This is a genomic window from Terribium retamae (assembly GCF_022347545.1).
Lineage (GTDB): Bacteria > Pseudomonadota > Alphaproteobacteria > Rhizobiales > Rhizobiaceae > Mesorhizobium > Mesorhizobium retamae.
In genome coordinates, this window is the sequence record NZ_JAKREW010000011.1 from 134,108 (window position 1) to 152,180 (window position 18,073).

Here is an 18,073-nt window from a genome sequence, read left to right on the forward strand (position 1 = left end):
AGGCGTGTCGCAGGGCTATCTGAACCGACGAATCCTGCTCGGGGCGGCATTCGCCGCCCCCTTTGTCTTGTCTGTTTCCCGGCAGGCTTTCGCCGCGTCTCCAACCCGTATCGTGGCGCTCGACCTTTTGGCGACCGAGGTCTTGTTGACGCTCGGCATAACGCCGCCGGCAATCGCAAACCGTGCCCTCTACCAAAGACTGGTGGCCGAACCGGAACTGCCACCCACAGTCGAAGATCTGGGACCTCTCACAGAACCCAATGCGGAGTATCTGCAAATACTTCGGCCAGAGCTGATTGTGCTTTCCGCTTGGCAAGCTAGTGCTCTGGGACGCTTGAGCGAAATTGCGCCACTGCATGTCCTGCAGTCTCCCGCGCGCAACGTACCAGCCGTTTCATACGCGACCGATGTGACGCGAGAGCTGGGCAATGTGACCGGACGCTCGACGGAAGCCGACCAATGGATCGAACGAACCGCGTTGGCCTTGGCCGAAGCGAAAAAAGCACTGTCCGATCGATCGATCACGCCGCTCTATATCTGCCGCTTCGCAGCCAACGGCCGTAACGTTGCCGTCTTCGGCGGCAACGGCATGATTGGCGATGTGCTGCGGCAGGTCGGCCTGACAAATGCGTGGCAAGGCCGCGTCAATGCATCGGGCGTCGTTTCTGTCGGGATCGACCAACTGGCCGGCGATCCGGATGCACGCATCGTCCATTTCGATCGCGGCGCCGAAACGAAACAGGCCTTGAGCAGACTTGAACAGAGCCCGTTGTGGAACGCTTTGCCGGCCGTTCGGGCCAAAAGAGTTACGGCAATGCCAGTCATCTATCCCAGCGGCGGCCTGTTCAGCGCGGCGCGTTTCGCACGCCAACTGGTTTCCTTTCTGCCTGCACGCGAAAATCATGGCTGAGCTCGCGATCGAACCAAGACATCGATCGGCCGGCCAGGCCCTCTATTGGGGTGGCGGCTTGTTAGTCCTTTCGCTCGCCGTCTTCGCAATCAACCTGTGCGGATTGCTGACACCGCCAGGTGACGCGCTTCGACAGGTGATGGCGGAAGACATGTTGCTGCCGCGTCTCGTCGTCAGCCTGCTTTCCGGTGCCGGGCTTGGATTGGCCGGCGTGCTTTTCCAGCAAGTGCTTCGCAATCCTCTAGCGGAACCCGGAACCTTGGGCGTATTTGCGGGAGCCAAATGTGCGGTGGTCGTGGCCACCCTTTGGCTGCCCGGCCTCCTTGTGCTCGGCTGGGACGTCATCGCGCTCGCCGGAGGCGGTGCCGCGATGGCGATCGTCCTGCTGATCGCCTGGCGCAGCGATTTTTCGCCACTCTCCCTCATCCTGGCAGGCCTGGTGGTTTCGCTTTGTCTCGGCGCGCTGGGGTCGACGTTGATGATGGTGAATTTCGACGCCGTCAACGATCTCTATGTCTGGGAAGCCGGCTCGCTCGTCCAGAACAACTGGCAGGTGGCTGTCAGCCTGGCTACGCGATTCGCGATCGTACTTTTCTTGACAGTTCTGCTGACAAGGCGGCTGGAACTTCTCGATCTGGAAGACGCAGGCGCGCGCGGCCTGGGCGTATCGCTGGTAACCACGCGGCTTTTTGCGATAGTCGTGGCGGTTGCGATCAGCGCGAGTGTTGCCGGCTTCGTCGGATTGATCGGTTTCATCGGGCTGGCCGGCCCGGCAATCGCCCGGCAAGCCGGTGCACGCAGACTGCGCGACAGGCTGTGGGCCGGTCCGCTGATCGCGGCCGCTTTGTTGACAATCACCGATCAGACCCTGTTCCTGTTATCCGACGGCATGGAGATTCCGGCCGGAGCGGTTTGCGCTTTCCTTGCGGCCCCGATGCTTTTGTGGCTGCTGAGAAGCTTCAAGGGAGACCAGCATGAGACGGTCTCCCTTGCCACGGCCGAGAGATCACCCCTGACCTATCCCGCCGTTTTGTCGCGACTGGCATTGAGCTTTGTCTTGTTGCTTGCGGTTGCTGCGGTGGCACTGACGCTCGGACGAACGCCGGACGGGTGGCATCTGGCCGTCGGCTCAGATTTCACGGAACTGCTTCACTGGCGCTTGCCGCGTGTCGGTGCGGCTGCCGCTGCCGGCCTGATGTTCGCACTGGCTGGCGTGATCATGCAAAAGCTCACCGGCAATGCGCTAGCCAGCCCGGAACTCCTGGGCGTCTCTTCGGGAGCGGGCCTCCTGCTGGTGGTCGCTTCTTTCTTTTTGCCGGCGGTTGACCGAGGAACAATGATGCTCCTGTCCTGCGCAGGTGCATTCACGGCTCTTGTCATATTGCTGTGGCTAGGGCGCCGGACAGCCTTCAGATCCGAACACTTGCTGCTATCCGGTGTCGCGCTTGGGTCCATCATGGCTGCGATGCTCACCTATCTGACATCGCTTGGTGATCCGCGCATCCTTCGGGTTCTGGCCTGGCTTTCCGGCTCGATCTCCTCGGTGACCCTGCGAGAAACAGTGCTGATGTCGCTCGGCGCCTTGGTTGCGCTATGCCTCGTACCTTTGACGGCGCGCTGGCTGCTGATCCTTCCGCTCGGCGGCGCGGTAAGCGGAAGCCTGGGAGTGCCGGAACGGCACAGCCGGGTTGCGCTTCTGTCCTTGACGGCGGCCTTGACCGGAACAGCAACCATCGTTGTCGGCCCGTTGAGCTTCGTCGGACTGATGGCGCCGCATCTTGCGCGGATGAGCGGCTTCAGGACGCCGGTCGTTCAGACATTCGCCGCCGGCATCCTCGGCGCCATCTTGATGGTTAGCGCCGACTGGATCGGCCGCACGATCGCCTTCCCCTGGCAGGTGCCGGCAGGGCTTGTTTCGACAATTCTTGGAGGAGCGTTCTTCGCGGCGCTGCTGGTGCGCAGATGATCCCGGCACTCGCTTCCCTGCTGCCGGCAAAGCTGGCCGGCATCCTCGATCCGCTTGTCCTTGCGGATGATCCACGTCCGGCAATTTCCGCTCGCAAACTCTTCGACCAGACCCGCATCACGGAGTGCCTCGCCGCGTTCGGGCGCAACTACGAGGAGCCAGATACGCAGGCCGTGGCAACGCAATGGTCGAAATGGCACTTCTCCATCGTTCTCACCCCAGTTGTGGCGTTGAACATCGCCGCCGACTGGCTCCTTCCCATCGACATTGATCAAGTCGAAGTGCTGCTCTCGCCCGACAGCCGGACAATGGGCCTGCGCCTGCCTGATCCGGGCCGCGAAGCGCGTTTCAAAAGCGCCGACCAAAGGTTCGCCTGGATTGTCGACAGCCATCTGGCTCCGGTCGTTTCCGCTTTGTCGCAAGCCAGCAAATTGCCAATCAAGGTGCTGTGGAGCAATGCCGGCAACGTTGCCGAAAGTGTCGTCGCCGAATGCGCGACATGGCTCGGCGAAGGACATGGCGGAGTGCGGCACGCGCGCTCGTTCCTGGCCTCCAGGGCGTGGCCGGACGGGCGCAGAAACGAGCTTTTCGAGCCTATACGCTATTCTGAAGCCGGCGCCCGCCGCCGCAGGATCTGTTGTTTGCGTTATCGGATGGATTCGCTTCCGCTTTGCAAAAGCTGTCCGCTCGATCGTGTGCCGCAACGAGCCGTGAACCGTTCATCCGTCCAGGCGCATCCGGAAATCCCGTCATGAATGCCATGTCACTCCCATCCGACACAAAGCAGACGCTCTTTAAATTGGAGAACGTTTCCTACCGCGTTCCGGGCGGCACCTTGCTTGCGCCGCTAACGGCCAGCTTTCAGCCCCACTGCATCATCGGCTTGATCGGTCACAACGGCTCCGGCAAGTCGACTCTGCTGAAGCTCTTGGCCAGGCAACTGAATGCGTCCGGAGGGGAGGTCCGTTTCGACGGCAAACCCTTGTCGCAATGGAATGACCGCGCCTTCGCACGCAAGGTAGCCTATCTGCCGCAGAACACTCCTCCCGCATCGGGCTTGCTGGTACGTGAACTGGTGGCACTTGGCCGCTACCCCTGGCATGGGGCGCTCGGGCGGTTTGGCGGCATCGACCGGCAGAAAGTGGACGAGGCAATGGCGTTGACCGCCGTCACCCCCCTTGCCGACCGCCTCGTCGATACGTTGTCGGGTGGAGAACGTCAACGCGCCTGGCTTGCCATGCTGGTCGCGCAAGACAGCCAATGTCTGCTGCTCGACGAACCCATCTCGGCACTGGACATCGCTCATCAGGTCGAAGTGCTGTCGATGGTGCACGAGCTTGCGCAAACCAAGGGGCTGGGCGTCGTAGTCGTGCTCCACGACATCAACCTTGCCGCCCGCTTTTGCCACGAAATCCTGGCGCTGCATTCAGGCCGGCTCTTGGCGCGCGGTAAGCCCGAGACGATCATGACGCCGTCCCAATTGGAAGCGATCTACGGTGTGCCGATGGACGTAATCCAACATCCAAGAACCGGCCAACTGGTGAGTATCGCGAGTTAGAACGGGCCGCCGATGCTGCCTAGATGGCTCCGACCGGATTGGCGCCAGAAAAATGCTGCGCGACAGGGATAAACGTCAATTTGGCGGTCGGCGAGCGGGGCGGCACGGCAACGCCACGATTGCTTCCTTCACCCGCCCGCCATCAGCCAATCCAGATCGAGTCCGGGAGCGAACTTGCGCAGCGCAACCGGATCGGGAAGACCGGCGCGGCCGCCCGGACGTGTGCATTTCAACGCAGCAACCACGTTAGAAAAGGCGATCGCATCTGCAATCGGACGGCGATGCGCCAGCGCCAAGGCAAACGCGCCGTGGAAAGCGTCGCCGGCGCCAGTGGTATCGACGACATCGACGTGCGGCGGTGGTGCGTTGCGGATCTCGCTATTGTCCAGCCAGTAGAGCCCATCCGCGCCATCCGTCACGCCGACGAAACTATGGGACGAACGCCGCGCGATCCGCAGCCCCTCTTCGATCGACTCGGTACCTGCGAACTGCGCGAGGCCGGGGCGTGAAAAGATAACGTGATCGGCGGCTTCCAAGATCATAGCGACGGTATCGGGCGCGTGGCGCGAGATGTCGGCGTCGAGAAGCGAGGGGATTCCGGCGGCCCGCGCGGCATGCAAGCTTCGCAGCGCTCCATCCGGCCAGGTCAAGTCGCACAGTACCGCGTCACCCCAGCTTTTCGGTTCGAGCCAGCCCGCCGCCGAGGGTAATTCGGGATCCGCATAGGCCACGATGAGCCGTTCGCCGCTCGAGTCCACCAGCACGACGGCACCGGAGGATTGCACACGCTGGAATGCACGCAGCCAGGTCGTATCGACGCCGCATGCTTCGAATTCGGCGCGGATCATGGCTCCGATATTGTCCTCGCCTATCCTTGCCGCGATCGATGCACGGCCGCCGAGCCTGGCCACCGTCACGGCTGCAGTCGCAGCGGGACCGCCGCCGACTTCACGACGCCCCCGCGCATAGACCTTCACCGCATGATCCGGGATCCGGTCGAGGGTGAGGATGGTGTCCTGCAGCGCAAGCCCGACACAGAAGACGGAGCGCTTCATCCCCGGCCTCTAGACAAGACGCATGCCCGTCTCGGGATGGAAAAGATGGATCGCGTTAAGATCGACGGTAAAGCGGCGAGACGTCTCGCCGACGCGGACGCTGCCAGGACGCACGCGCGCCATGACCTCCCGTCCGCCCAACCGAACCACGGCCATCGAGTCCGCGCCATGGTCCTCGACCATGACGACGTCAGACACGAAGGTCCCGGCATCCGCTGCGTCCCCGGCTAGGCTGATATGTTCGGAGCGCAAGCCGACATCAACTCGATTGATGCCCGCACGGCGTGTTGTTTCAACCCGACCCGCTCGCAGCGGCAGCCTATGGCCTTCGCCGAAATCAAGCACGGCGCCGCCCCCGTCCGAACTGATCGTCGCAGGGATGAGGCTCATAGGTGGCGAACCGATGAAGGTGGCCACGAAGCTGTTCACAGGACGCTGGTAAATCTCGTTCGGCGAACCAATCTGCTGTACCTCACCGAGCCGCAGCACGACGATGCGGTCGGCCATGGTCATCGCTTCGGTCTGGTCGTGCGTAACATAGATGCTCGTGGTGCCGAGCGCCGCCTGGAGCTTGCGGATCTCCATGCGCATGCCGACCCGCAGCTTGGCGTCGAGGTTGGACAGCGGCTCGTCGAAGAGAAAGACTTTTGGGTCGCGGATAAGTGCACGGCCCAGCGCGACACGCTGGCGTTGGCCACCGGAGAGTGCCCGCGGCTTACGGTGAAGATAGGGCTCCAGTTCGAGCATCTGCGCGACGTCACGCACCTTGTCGTAGATCTGGTCGGCGGGGAGATCGCGCATCTTGAGGGAGAAGCCCAGATTCTCCGAGACCGTCATGTGCGGATAAAGCGCGTAGTCCTGAAAGACCATCGCCATGTCACGGTCGCGCGGTGCAACGGCATTGAGACTGCGGCCGTCGAGCATGATGTCGCCGCCGCTGATCTCCTCCAGCCCGGCGATCATGCGCAGCAGCGTGCTCTTGCCACAACCGGACGGGCCGACAAGCACGACGAACTCGCCGTCGGTGACATTCAGGTCCACCGCCTTTACCGCGTCAACGGTACCGAAGCGCTTGTGCACACCTCGCAGCGTCAACTCAGTCACTTCTTCTCGCTCCCCGTTGACAACAGCCATTTTTAAAGCAGGATAATTACACTGTGTAAATATGTGGTCCGAGAATGTCAGGCCGATTTGTTCCACGCAGCCGACGAGAAACCCGAGCCAGCGTTCTGGAGAGCCTTTTGCGCTCAAAAGGCGCATTTCGAACTGGAATTGCACGAGATTCCAACCTTACAGAGGCCAGCGTCTCGAGAATCCTCAACGAACTGCGTAAGGAGAACATCGTCGAGGAGAAACGCCAGCAGACCAGCAATGCCGGCGCGCCAACGGGTTTTGTTACACTAAGCAAAGATATTGCAATCCTCGGCATCGAATTATCGAACAGCCGGCTTTCGTTCGGAGTCGGAGACCTGAAGGGGACGCTGGATTACGTCGAACGCATGCCGGCATCGCCGCAGCTTTCCCAGCAGGACTTCGAACATCTTTTCGCTGAGGGCACGGCAAATATCCGCGAATGGATCGGCGCGCGCGGGATAGCGCTACGCCAAGCGGCAATGTCCGTTCCGGGCTACGGCCGAGAGGGCGGCAACCCGATCTATCCCTGGGACATCCGTCGTCTTGCGCTGTTGCTGGGCGAGGCCCTGCCGGGAGTGCCCCTCACCTTCACCAATTCGGTGATCGCCCAGGCCGCCTTCCACCGCTACTCGTATCCGGCCGGCTATGACATTTCAGGTGACCACCTCTTCCTGTTCGCAGGACACGGCGTGGCCGGGGTGATCGTCAACGATGCCGCACCCGTCGATGCCTTCTCGGCTTTCGAGATTGGTCACATGGTGATCGAGCGCGACGGGTTGCCCTGCCGTTGCGGCCACAAGGGCTGCCTGGAAGCCTATACGTCGCTGCGCGCCATTTCACCGATCATCGGCTTGAGCGATGCGGACATCCTTACCAGGGGTGACCATTTCATGGAGGCGCTGAGCGTCGATCCGACGGCCCGTAAAGCGCTGCGCGAGCGCCAGTTCCTGCTTGGGCTGGCGCTCGGCAACGCGCTCAACCTGCATTCCGTGCCCAAGGTCGTCATCAGCGGCTGGCCTTCGTTGATGCCGGAAGCCGATCGCGTTGCGATTGCCGACGGGCTGAACCAGAGCCTGCTCGGCGGCTATTCGCCGGAGCGCCTGGAATTGGCGTTCATCGAACCCTTGATCGGAAACGACCCCAAGGCCGCGCTGCATTATGCGGCTTACTGTTTTGTACGGGGCGGTGCCCTGGACGAAAAGTCCGGCCAACACGCCGCGCTGGAGGAGATTGCCTGAATGCAGACCCAAAAATCACCGGCCGATGGTCGTGTCGGTGTTGTCTTCGTGGCTTCGCCACTTTTTCCAGAAGCCTCGGCTATGGAACTGATCGCACGCACTTCCAAGCATCTCGGTTCAGAAGGATTGGCCGATCAATTCGCCGTCGCATCGAAACTGGCGCGTGACCGGGCGAGCTGCACCGAAGCGTTCGCACAACTCGATCTCGATAAACTCGACGCTCTCATCATCCAGCTCTCCACCTTCGCGACGGCAGAGCTGTTGCACGAAGTGCTTTCGCATCTGGGGGAGCGTCGCCTGCCTATCGCCTTGTGGGCGCTGGAAGAAACGGACCAGATCATCACCAACTCGCTGTGCGGCGTGCAGTTATGGGCTTCGACGCTGACCAGGTTCGGGCACAACTTCACGCTTTTGCTCGGCAACCCCGACGATACCGAACTGACGACGGACCTCGCCGCTTTTGCTGCCGCATCCCGCGCCCACAGACGCATTCGCGGTGCCCGCATCGCCCTGATCGGCGCACATGCCGACTGGTTCACCAACCTGGCCGTCGATCCCTGGACAATCCGCCGACACCTGGACGTAACCATCGAGCAGATGACGCTCGTCAAATTCCTCGACGGCTGCAAGGTCGAGCCTGACGCAGAGGCGGTCGCCAGCAAGCGCTGGGCGGAGGCGAGCTTCGACGGCGGCGACGACGAGGCCGGACGTACGACGCTCGGCCGCACCTATGCGCGGCTTGCGGCGGGATTGGACAAGATCAAGGCCGACGCCATCGCGATCCGTGACTGGCCGGAGATCCTCTACGCCGAGAACTTCAAGGGAACCTGGGGAGCGCTCGGCGAACTGTCCGATCGCTCCGTACCGCTTGCCCCGGAAGGGGACGTCATGGGCGCCGTCACAGCCTTGGCCGCCCGCGCTTTCGACCAAGCTTCCCTCCCCTTCCTGACGGACATCTCCGGCATCGACCGCCACAACGATCGGCTGGTGCTCTGGCATTATGGCGTGAGCCCGCGCCTGGCCGATGGGCCGCGCTCGCTCGACCCCGTGCTCAAGCAGGAGACCTTCCCGCTGAAGGCCGGACCGCTGACCTTGATGCGCCTGTCACTGCGCGCCGACGGTCAGCTGCGCATCTTCGTCAGCGAAGGCGAGATGCTGGCGCAGAAATCGCAGGCCAATCGCGCGGCTGGCTTTTTCAGGCCGGACGCCGCCGATTCCGAGACCCTGATCCGCCACTTCATCGACGAAGGCTACGAGCATCACGTCACCGCCGTTTATGGACGCTGGGCCACTGCGGTGCTGCATCTCGGCCGCCAGCTTGGCGTGCAGGTCGACCATGTCTGAGCCGCTGGACCGGGCAGCCTTTCCGGTCGACGCGGCATACCGGCCCGTCGGCCTCGGCTGGCGCGCCGCCGGCGGGTCATGGACGAATGCCGCTTTTGAACAGGGCGGCGAAGTCTCCGTGTCCACCACGCGCCGCGGCGACAGCTGGCATATCGTTGCGACGCATCCCCGGGCTGAAGCGATGGAGATCGTTTTCGCGCTGCCAAAGGCCTTCCAGGCTTTTGGCGGCGGCGAGCGCTTCGAAACGCTCGACCTGCGCGGCCAATCGGTGCGGTACTATCTCGAGAATTTCGGCCTCGGCAACGGCACCTACCTGCCATCACCCTGGATTGCCACCTCACTCGGCTATGCGGTCTATCTGCCTGGGGAAGCAGCTGCGGTGTTCCATGTCGCCGCACCTTTCGACCCGAACGTCCTGCGCATCCAGGTCGAGGCCAGCCGGCTCGAGCTTGAGATCGATCTCGGCACCCTGGACCAGCTGTATCTCGCACTGATCGAACGGATCGACCCACCGACGATGCCGGAGGATTCGTTCTTCGGCCTGTGGAAGGCCGGAGACTGGCGCATCGAAAATGCGAAGACGGTCGAGGCCGACATTACAGGCTACCGGAGCCTTTCCTTGCCTATGGCGGTCAAGCTGATCGATGCCTACTGGGCAAGCGAAGTCCATTCCTTCGAATTCGACACTAAGAAATATCCCGATGCCTGGGACATGGTTGCCCGCATGGCCGCCGATGGCACGGATATCTATTTGTGGCTATGTCCCTGGGTGGTCGTCGGCACAAAGTCCTTCGACTATGCGAGCGCGAAGGGCTACACGATCAGGGACGCGGAAGGCACAGCCATCACCCGCAGGCCTGGCGCCAATCCCAACATCGTTGCCGCCTTGATCGATTTCTCCAATCCGGAAGCCAGCGACTGGTGGGCGGAGAATTTGCGGAAGCTGCTCAAGCGCGGCATCAAGGGTTTCAAGGCCGATTTCGGCGAACAGCTCCCCGAACACGCGCTTCTGCATTCCGGAGAAACGGGTGGGCAGGCACACAACGCCTTTGTTCGCTATTACCTCGAAGCGACCATCGCCGCTTTCGATGGCGCAACTCCCGCGATCATCAGCCGCTCAGGATCGCCGCGCATTCGTGCGCCGATCTGGAGCGGCGACCAGACGTCCGACTTCTGCCCCAAGACCGGCCTGTCCTCCGCTGTCCGCGCAGCGCAAAGCGCCGCCTTCGCAGGTTGGTCGTTCGTCGGCAGCGATCTCGGCGGCTATTTCGGCACGCCGACCCCGCAGGTCTTCGCGCGATGGACGCAGTTTTCCTGCTTCACGCCTTTGATGATGCTGCATGGACTTGGTTGTCGCGAGCCCTGGGACATGAATGCCACATCCGTCGCGGTCTACGAAGACTATGCCCGCCTGCATCTCGCGCTGTTGCCGGTGTTCCAACGCTACGGACACAAGGCTGCGAGCGGCGGCCTGCCGCTCCTGCGGATGATGCCGCTGTCCTTCCCAGAGGTGGACTGGTCGGCGATCAACGACTGGGATCAGCAATATATGCTGGGCGACGATATCCTGGTCGCGCCGGTCGCCTTCTACGGCAACACCCGTGCGGTCTATCTGCCCGAAGGGGAATGGTTCGACGTGCTTTCCGGCAGCTATGTCGGCGGGTCGGCATGGCGCATCCATGACGTTCCGCTCGACAGGATGCCGATCTTCATACGCAAGGGCGCCCGCCTTTTGCTGGCGCTCGACGCTCAGGCGCGGCATGCGGTGGAGATCGTGTTCGCAGAGGACGCATCAAACGCACCGCAGGGGCAGGATGGCTGGTCCGTGAAGGCGGTCGGCGTCGTGAAAGGCACCGACAAGCGCACGGCATCGGCACCCCAGCAGGCTGCTTTCTCAAAGTGGTTCGGCGCGGAAATCGAATGGACGAGCGTCATGACTTGATCCGGCAACGCGATGCCTTGGGAGAAGGCTCGCGGACGCACAAGAGGAGGAGAAAGATGAGAAATTTCCTGAAGAACGGCACCATGGCCGTCGCGATCCTGACCGGACTGGGCACGGTGCCCGGCTGGGCAGACAATCTGGTTCTCTGGGTGAACGCCCCGCTGGCGTCTGGCCCGGATGCACCGCTCTATGCCGAACTCAAGAAATTCGAAGCGGAAACCGGCAACAAGGTCGAGGTGCAGGCTGTTCCGCACATGGAGATGGAGCGCAACCTGTTCGTTGCCATGTCCGGCGGCGCCGGCCCCGACGTCATGGCCCTGGACATCGCCTGGGTAGCCGGCCTTGCCGATGCAGGACTGCTGATGGACATCACCGAACAATCCGCACCACTTGCTTCGAAATACCAGCCGGGTCCGTTCGCTGGCGGCCGCTATGAGGGAAAGCAATATGCCCTGCCGCTCTACACTAACAACGCAGCCCTGATCGTCAACGACAAGATGCTCGCCCAGGCCGGCATCGACAAGGCTCCGACCACCTGGGGAGAGTTGCGCGCCGCAGCCGTGGCGATGACGAACGCCGAAAAAGGCACCTACGGCATCAGTTTCGGCTCCAACCGCATGGGCGCCTTCCAGCTCTATCCCTTCATCTGGCAGGCCGGTGGCGAGATCATCGACGACAAGGGCAAGTCGCATGTCGCCGATCCGGAGGCGATCGGAGCGGTCGACTTCCTGGCCAAGCTTTACACGCAGGACAAAGCCATGCCGGAGTCGGTGCTCACGGCCGGCAACTGGGACGAGGTTCACGCGCCTTTCATCCAGGAACGCGCCGGAATGGTGATCAGCGGCGACTGGGCGATTGCTGCCATCAAGAAGAATGCACCGAACCTGGCTTTCTCGATCCATCCGTTGCCACAGGGCAAGAAAGCGGCCACCGTCATCGGCGGCTACAACCTTGCCGTCCGCCAGGGAACCGCAGCGCCTAAGGCAGCTTTCCAGCTTGTCGAATGGCTCACCGGCGACCGCAGCATCGAACTGATGGGCAAATATCAGCGCCTGTCGGCGACCGCCGCGGCAACGACACCTGAAGCGATCGCCAAGTTGCCGAAGGAGATGCAGCCCTTCATGGCGCAGGCCAGCGCGGGCCATCCTCGTCCCGTCGTTGCTTCTTGGAGCGAGATGCATGGCGTGTTCGGCAACATGTGGGATGCCGTCATCCGCGGAAGGCCCGCGGCAGAGGCCTTGGCGGAAGCCAATGCCGAAGTCGAGAACCTGCTGGCCAGATAAATGACGACGCGCACCCGAGAAACGACGAGACTGAAACCGCACTGGTCCTCGATCTTCGAGAACGGCAGGGGTGCGCGTCTCTACCCCTATCTTCTGGTCATGCCGGCCATCCTGATTGCGATCGGCGTGGTGGTGTACCCGGTGGTGTCCGGCATCACCTCAGCTTTTTATGACGTGACCCTGCGCACCCTGAACAGCGGTGACATGCCTTTCGTCGGCATGCGCAATTTCGAGCGAGTCTTTGCTGACCCGAACTTCATGCGCGCCTCGCTCAACACGGTGATCTGGGTGTTGCTCAATGTTGTGGCACAGCTGGGGCTTGGCCTTGCGCTGGCACTGCTGTTGCACCGCATCGTACCGGGCATCGGCTTCTTCCGCTCGGGCATATTGGTGCCATGGGTGGTGCCGAGCGTCGTCGCCGTCCTGACATGGCGCTGGATGTACGATCCCAGCGTCGGCATCGTGAACGAGATGCTGGTGCGGCTGGGCGTGATCAACGACTATCACCCTTGGCTGGGCGACACGGCCACGGCTCTCTATGCCGTGACCGTCGAAAGCATCTGGAAAGGCACGCCGTTCGTGATGCTGCTCCTGCTGGCGGCACTGCAACTCGTGCCCAAATCCATCCTGGAAGCGGCGTCGATGGACGGGGCGTCCGGCTGGCGGATGCTGTGGCACGTGATTCTGCCGCAGATCCGCGTCTCCTTCGCCATCGCCGCGGTGCTGACCTTCATCCTCACCGTGAACAACTTCAATGCGATCTGGCTGATGACGGAAGGCGGGCCGCTCAATTCGTCCGAGATCCTATTCACCTTGGCCTACAAATACGGCTTCCAGCGCTTCGACCTCGGCAGGGCATCGGCCGTCGCGACCATGCTGTTCGTCGGGCTGGTGATCGCGACCACGATCTATCTGAAACTCATCCAGGCCAAGGAAGCCGACTGAGATGTCGACATCCTCCCCAGCGCGCGGTCGCGCCACAGCATCACTCAAGCGCAGGCGCACGCCCAAACCCGTGCGCCTGGCGCTGCTCTATATCGGTCTGTGGGCCGCATTCATCTGGTGCGTGTTCCCCTTCTACTGGATGATCGCGACATCGTTGCGCGCAAAGGACGAGATCTTCGCACGTCCACCGTCGATCGTGCCGCACGCCATCACTTTGCAGAATTATGTCGACCTGCTGGTCGGAGCGCAGTTCTGGCGCTTTGCCCTGAACAGCCTGTTCCTGACACTCAGCGTCACCATCGTCAGCGTGCTGCTGTCGGTCACCGCCGGCTACGCCATGGCGCGCCATCGTTTCAAGGGGTCGGTGATGCTGCCGCTGTTCATGCTCTATGGGCAGATGTTCCCGCCGGTGCTGCTGCTGATCCCTTTCTACATCCAGCTCAAATTCCTCGGCTGGCTGGACAGCCTGTACGGTCTGATCCCGGTCTATCTGAGCTACATGCTGCCGCTGTGCGTCTGGCTCATGCGCGGGTTCTTCGCCCAGGTGCCGCACTCCCTGGAGGATGCTGCGCGACTGGATGGCTGTACGCGCTGGCAGGCCTTCTGGCGCGTCATCCTGCCGATGGCACGGCCAGGCATCGTCGCCGTAGCCACCTGGGTGATGATCCACACCTGGAACGAGTTCCTCTATGCCTCCACCTTCATCCTCTCGGAAAGGAACCGCACCCTGCCGCTCGGCCTCTCCGGGCTGATCGGCCAGTACACGACCGACTGGGGCATGCTGATGGCCGGGGGCGTGGTGACGGCGGCACCCATATTGCTGATTTTCTTCTTCCTTCAGAAGCATCTCGTTGCCGGCGTCGGCGGCGGTGCGGTGAAAGGCTGACCCCGGAAAGGCATCGAAACGATGACCAGGATAAAAAGCGTGCAGGCTTTTGCCCTGTCCTGCCCTACGCCGGGCGGAGCAACCTTCGCGGTCGGCCGCTCGGCCAAACGCGACATGGTGCTGGTGCGCATTGAGACGCAGGACGGCATTGTCGGATATGGCGAAGCGCATCATGCCCAGACGCCCAGCACGATCGCCGCCTTCATCAACGATGCACTCGGCCCCTCCATCGTCGGCATGGACCCTCATGGGACCGAAGCGATCTGGGACAGGAGCTATCGCCGCTACATCGCCACGCACGGACCGGGCGCGGCGGCGGTGATCGGTCTCTCAGGCGTCGACCTCGCCTTGTGGGATATCAAGGGCAAGGATCTCGGCCAACCCGTCTACAAGCTGCTTGGCGGCAAGCGGCGACCTATCCCGGCTTATGCCGGCGGGATCAGCCTGGGCTTCCAGCCGGTCGAGGACCTTACAGCGGAAATCGAGCGCTACGTCACCCAGGGCTACAATTTCATGAAGCTGCGTGTCGGTGACACGCTGGAAAAGGACCTCCAGCGTGTTGCCGGCGTGCGCGCGGCTTTCGGCGACACCATCGTGTTTGCAGCCGATGCCGGCACCCGCTACCGCACGGCGGATGTCCACCGCATCGCGGAGATCTGCGAAGCCGGCAGACTGGCGTGGCTGGAGGAGCCCTTCACGCCTGACAACCTGCCCGGTTACCGGCGCCTGCGCGACATTACCTCGACGCCGCTTGCCGCAGGCGAAAATCACTTCACCCGCCATGAACTGCGGGCGCTGATCAGCGAGCAGGTGATACAGTTCGTGCAAGCGGATTGCTGCAAGACCGGCGGCATCACCGAGATCCTCAAGATTGCCGCGCTCGCGGGCGCCTGGCACCTGCAGTTCGCACCGCACACGAGCGCCTCGGTGCTGAGCACGGCAGCATCGACCCATGTCCTGTCCGTTGCCCCCAACGCTTTCATTTACGAAGCCGACGTGTCGGCCATCAATGCGTTCCGTGATGAGTTGGGAAGTCCGATCGAAATCGTCGACGGCATGATCAGCGCACCGGAAGGTCCAGGGCTCGGCATCGAGGTCGACGAAAGCCTCATCGGGAAATATCCGTTCATTCCCGGCGCGTCCTACCAATAGGAAGGCAGATGTTGGCCATGAACCTCCAAGCCGGAGCATCAGCATGACACGCCGCGCCTCGCGCTGGGCCGACCTTTCGCGATCGGATTTTGCGGCCCTGGACCGCGCACGCACGATCTGTGTCCTGCCCGTCGGCGCCATCGAACAGCACGGTCCTCATCTGCCGGTCTCTGTCGACCGCGATCTCGCCGAGGCCGTACTGGAACGGGCCCTTGCCGAGATGGAGGCCGGGCCTTCGATCCTTGCATTGCCCGGTTTCTCCTACGGTAAGAGCAACGAACACGGCATGATTGCGGGAACGCTTTCGCTGTCGGCTCCTACCTTGCTCGCGATCCTGGGCGATATCGCCCACAGCCTGACGAAAACCGGATTCCGCAGGCTTGTCCTGCTCAACGCCCATGGCGGCAACACCCCCGTACTCGAGATCGCGGCGCGCGATCTCAAGATTGCCCATGGCCTGAGGGTTGCTACCTGCCACTGGTACAATTTCAACGAGGCCGAGCAACATGGCGATGCACGCGAGAGCGCCTTCGGCATCCATGCCGGTCTGATCGAGACAAGCGCCATGTTGGCGTTGAAGCCGGCGCTCGTCGCAATGGAACGGGCGGACGACTTTGCCAACCAGGCGGAGACCTGGCAGCATGACTACGACCATATCGGGCTTTCGCCGGGCCGCGCCCGGCCGGCCTGGACGATCGAAGACCTCAACGCTTGCGGCGCGTGCGGCAATGCCGTCGCGGCGACGCGGGCGATCGGAGAGCAGCTCCTGGAAACGGCAGCCCGCAACTTCGCGCGTTTCCTCGGCGAATTCGAACGCTTCTGCGATCAGCAAGATCAACGGGACCGCGCGCACTGAAGGCAACGGGAAAGAACATGTCCATCTCGGGAAAGAACGACATCGACTGGAAAGCGTTTGCCGAGGTGCTCGGCGATGTCGAAACCATCGACACGCCCTCGGTGGTGAAGAAGCGCTCGCGCGACTTCTTTTGGTACAGCCCGATCCTCAGCCGCGAACTGTCATCGTGCTTCGGCGATTTGGTGGCCGTGCCGAAGTCGACGGAGGAGCTGTCGAAGTGCCTCGCCACCGCCTTCGACTGGAACGCGCCGATCGTGCTGAGAGGCGGCGGCACCGGCAACTATGGCCAGGCCGTCCCGATACAGGGCGGACTCATCATCGACATGACCAGCCTGAACCGCATCTTGGAGATCGGAAGCGACACGGTTCACGTGGAAGCTGGAGCCAAGATCGGTGCGATCAATGAGGCGCTGGCCAAAAAAGGCAGGGAGCTGCCGCTGTTCCCTTCGACCGAAGCGATCGCGACGATCGGCGGCTTCATCGCCGGCGGCTCGGGCGGGATCGGCTCGATCCGTCACGGCATGCTGCGCGACGGCAAGAACATCGAGCGTATCGCAGCGCTCTCCGTCGAGCACGAGCCCAGGCGGCACGAATTCATCGGCAAGGACATCTCCGCGATCCACCATGCCTGGGGGCTGAACGGCGTCATCACCGACCTCGTGCTGGGCACAGTGCCTTCCGCACGGTGGATCAACATCATTGCTTCATTCGACACTTACAGGCACGCCTTCGAGGCCGGGATCGCGCTGGGTGCGGCGCGTCAGATCGACCTTAAGCTGCTGACTACGATCGATAAGAGGATCGCCGCATCAATCACGAAACTCGGCGATATCGCGATACGCCAACGCGATTTGCTGCTTGTCATGGTCGCCGAGACGCACGCCGACGAGGCGTTGCGTCTGATCCTGCAGCATGGCGGCGTCAAGGAGCTCGAGCTCGACAATGCGGCGTTGAAAGCTGCGGACCTGCCGGCGCTTTCCGAATTCTCCTACAACCATACGACGCTACAGGTGCTGAAACAGGATCGCACCGTCACCAATCTGCAGGTGACGTTCCGGCCGCCGCTCGACGGCGCCAAGATCGACGAATTGCAGCCGATACTGGGTGACGAGGTGCTCATGCACCACGAATTCGCCCAGCTCAACGATCAGCTCGTGGCCTTCGATCTGCCGGTGGTGCGTTACACGACAGACGAGCGGCTGTTCGAACTCGCCAAGATCTACGACGATCACGGTTGTCCGACTTCCAATCCCCATGTGCCCTATGTGGAGGGAGGTTCGATGAAACCGGATTTTCGTCACCTCGCCTGGAAGAGGCGCCTCGATCCACGTGGCCTGCTGAACTCGGCGAAATCACGCCTCTGGGATCAGGTAAAACATCTCCCGGCCGACGAAATCGAAAATCTGTCGAGCCTTCAGGTGGCCCGGAAGGCATCTTGAGATAGGCCGCGCCATCGGCTGCGCCTCGCGTAAATTCCTGTCTGCTCAACTCCTGTCTGATCACAGGCAAACGACCGTGCTTCGCCAACGAATTATCGGCGCCTTTGCGCTCACGCCCTTTCGAGGGCGATGGCAATGCCCTGGCCGACCCCGATGCACATGGTGGCGAGTGCGAGGCGGACATTGCGTTCCTTCAGCTCCAGTGCCGCCGTGCCGGTGATGCGGGCACCACTCATGCCGAGCGGATGACCGAGCGCGATCGCGCCGCCATTCGGATTGATGTGAGCAGCATCTTCGGCAAGACCGAGCTCGCGCAGCACCGCAAGGCCCTGCGCTGCGAAGGCCTCGTTGAGCTCGACTACATC

Annotated in this window: 15 protein-coding genes and 1 pseudogene; 13 read left to right on the forward strand and 3 right to left on the reverse strand. The window is 62.3% G+C overall.

Going from position 1 to position 18,073, the window contains the following annotated elements; translation table 11 throughout:
- Positions 1–4: 4 nt before the first annotated feature.
- The 4 genes from L4923_RS13885 to L4923_RS13900 are packed head-to-tail and all read left to right on the forward strand — an operon-like array spanning position 5 to position 4,434.
- A complete protein-coding gene (locus L4923_RS13885; protein ID WP_239365977.1) occupies positions 5–910 on the forward strand; it encodes an ABC transporter substrate-binding protein in 906 nt (301 codons plus the stop codon).
- The gene (fhuB, locus tag L4923_RS13890; protein WP_239365978.1) at positions 903–2,876 is read left to right on the forward strand and encodes a Fe(3+)-hydroxamate ABC transporter permease FhuB; all 1,974 of its coding nucleotides are present in this window, start codon (positions 903–905) and stop codon (positions 2,874–2,876) included. The genes L4923_RS13885 and fhuB overlap by 8 nt, the downstream gene beginning before the upstream one ends.
- On the forward strand, positions 2,873–3,631 hold the full coding sequence (fhuF, locus tag L4923_RS13895) for a siderophore-iron reductase FhuF (RefSeq protein ID WP_239365980.1): 759 nt from the start codon (positions 2,873–2,875) through the stop codon (positions 3,629–3,631). The genes fhuB and fhuF overlap by 4 nt, the downstream gene beginning before the upstream one ends.
- Positions 3,628–4,434 (forward strand): ATP-binding cassette domain-containing protein, encoded by an 807-nt coding sequence (locus L4923_RS13900; RefSeq protein WP_239365982.1) that lies wholly within the window; start codon positions 3,628–3,630, stop codon positions 4,432–4,434. Before fhuF ends, L4923_RS13900 begins: the two co-directional genes overlap by 4 nt.
- 128 nt (positions 4,435–4,562) lie before the next feature.
- On the opposite strand, the gene L4923_RS13905 is transcribed toward L4923_RS13900, so the two are convergent.
- Together L4923_RS13905 and L4923_RS13910 are read right to left on the reverse strand one after the other, a co-directional pair.
- Complete coding sequence (locus tag L4923_RS13905) at positions 4,563–5,489, reverse strand: PfkB family carbohydrate kinase (RefSeq protein ID WP_239365984.1); 927 nt, start codon at positions 5,487–5,489, stop codon at positions 4,563–4,565.
- Between the two features lie 9 nt (positions 5,490–5,498).
- On the reverse strand, positions 5,499–6,593 hold the full coding sequence (locus L4923_RS13910; protein ID WP_239366015.1) for an ABC transporter ATP-binding protein: 1,095 nt from the start codon (positions 6,591–6,593) through the stop codon (positions 5,499–5,501).
- A 137-nt stretch (positions 6,594–6,730) separates the two neighbouring features.
- On the opposite strand from L4923_RS13910, the gene L4923_RS13915 reads away from it, so the two are divergent.
- Genes L4923_RS13915 through L4923_RS13955 form a run of 9 tightly spaced genes read left to right on the forward strand, consistent with a single transcriptional unit; the run spans position 6,731 to position 17,708 of the window.
- Positions 6,731–7,861, forward strand: coding sequence for an ROK family protein (locus L4923_RS13915; protein ID WP_239365986.1), 1,131 nt, complete (start codon positions 6,731–6,733; stop codon positions 7,859–7,861).
- Positions 7,862–9,205, forward strand: a complete 1,344-nt coding sequence (locus L4923_RS13920) for a hypothetical protein (RefSeq protein WP_239365988.1) — start codon at positions 7,862–7,864, stop codon at positions 9,203–9,205. It abuts the gene before it with no gap.
- Positions 9,198–11,147 carry a glycoside hydrolase family 31 protein gene (locus L4923_RS13925; RefSeq protein ID WP_239365990.1) on the forward strand — a complete coding sequence of 650 codons (1,950 nt, stop codon included), beginning with the start codon at positions 9,198–9,200 and terminating at the stop codon, positions 11,145–11,147. The genes L4923_RS13920 and L4923_RS13925 overlap by 8 nt, the downstream gene beginning before the upstream one ends.
- Positions 11,148–11,203: 56 nt before the next feature.
- The gene (locus L4923_RS13930) at positions 11,204–12,430 is read left to right on the forward strand and encodes an ABC transporter substrate-binding protein (RefSeq protein WP_239365992.1); all 1,227 of its coding nucleotides are present in this window, start codon (positions 11,204–11,206) and stop codon (positions 12,428–12,430) included.
- Complete coding sequence (locus L4923_RS13935) at positions 12,431–13,375, forward strand: carbohydrate ABC transporter permease (protein ID WP_239365995.1); 945 nt, start codon at positions 12,431–12,433, stop codon at positions 13,373–13,375.
- 1 nt (position 13,376) lies between these two features.
- Complete coding sequence (locus L4923_RS13940) at positions 13,377–14,261, forward strand: carbohydrate ABC transporter permease (RefSeq protein WP_239365997.1); 885 nt, start codon at positions 13,377–13,379, stop codon at positions 14,259–14,261.
- Between the two features lie 21 nt (positions 14,262–14,282).
- A complete protein-coding gene (locus tag L4923_RS13945; protein WP_239365999.1) occupies positions 14,283–15,413 on the forward strand; it encodes a mandelate racemase/muconate lactonizing enzyme family protein in 1,131 nt (376 codons plus the stop codon).
- A 43-nt stretch (positions 15,414–15,456) separates the two neighbouring features.
- Entirely contained in the window at positions 15,457–16,269 is an 813-nt protein-coding gene (locus L4923_RS13950; protein ID WP_239366001.1) for a creatininase family protein, read from the forward strand.
- Positions 16,270–16,286: 17 nt separating this feature from the next.
- Entirely contained in the window at positions 16,287–17,708 is a 1,422-nt protein-coding gene (locus tag L4923_RS13955) for an FAD-binding oxidoreductase (RefSeq protein WP_239366003.1), read from the forward strand.
- A 110-nt stretch (positions 17,709–17,818) separates the two neighbouring features.
- Here the strand turns inward: L4923_RS13955 and L4923_RS13960 are convergent.
- Positions 17,819–18,073: pseudogene (locus tag L4923_RS13960) on the reverse strand (3-oxoadipyl-CoA thiolase); the annotation flags it as partial.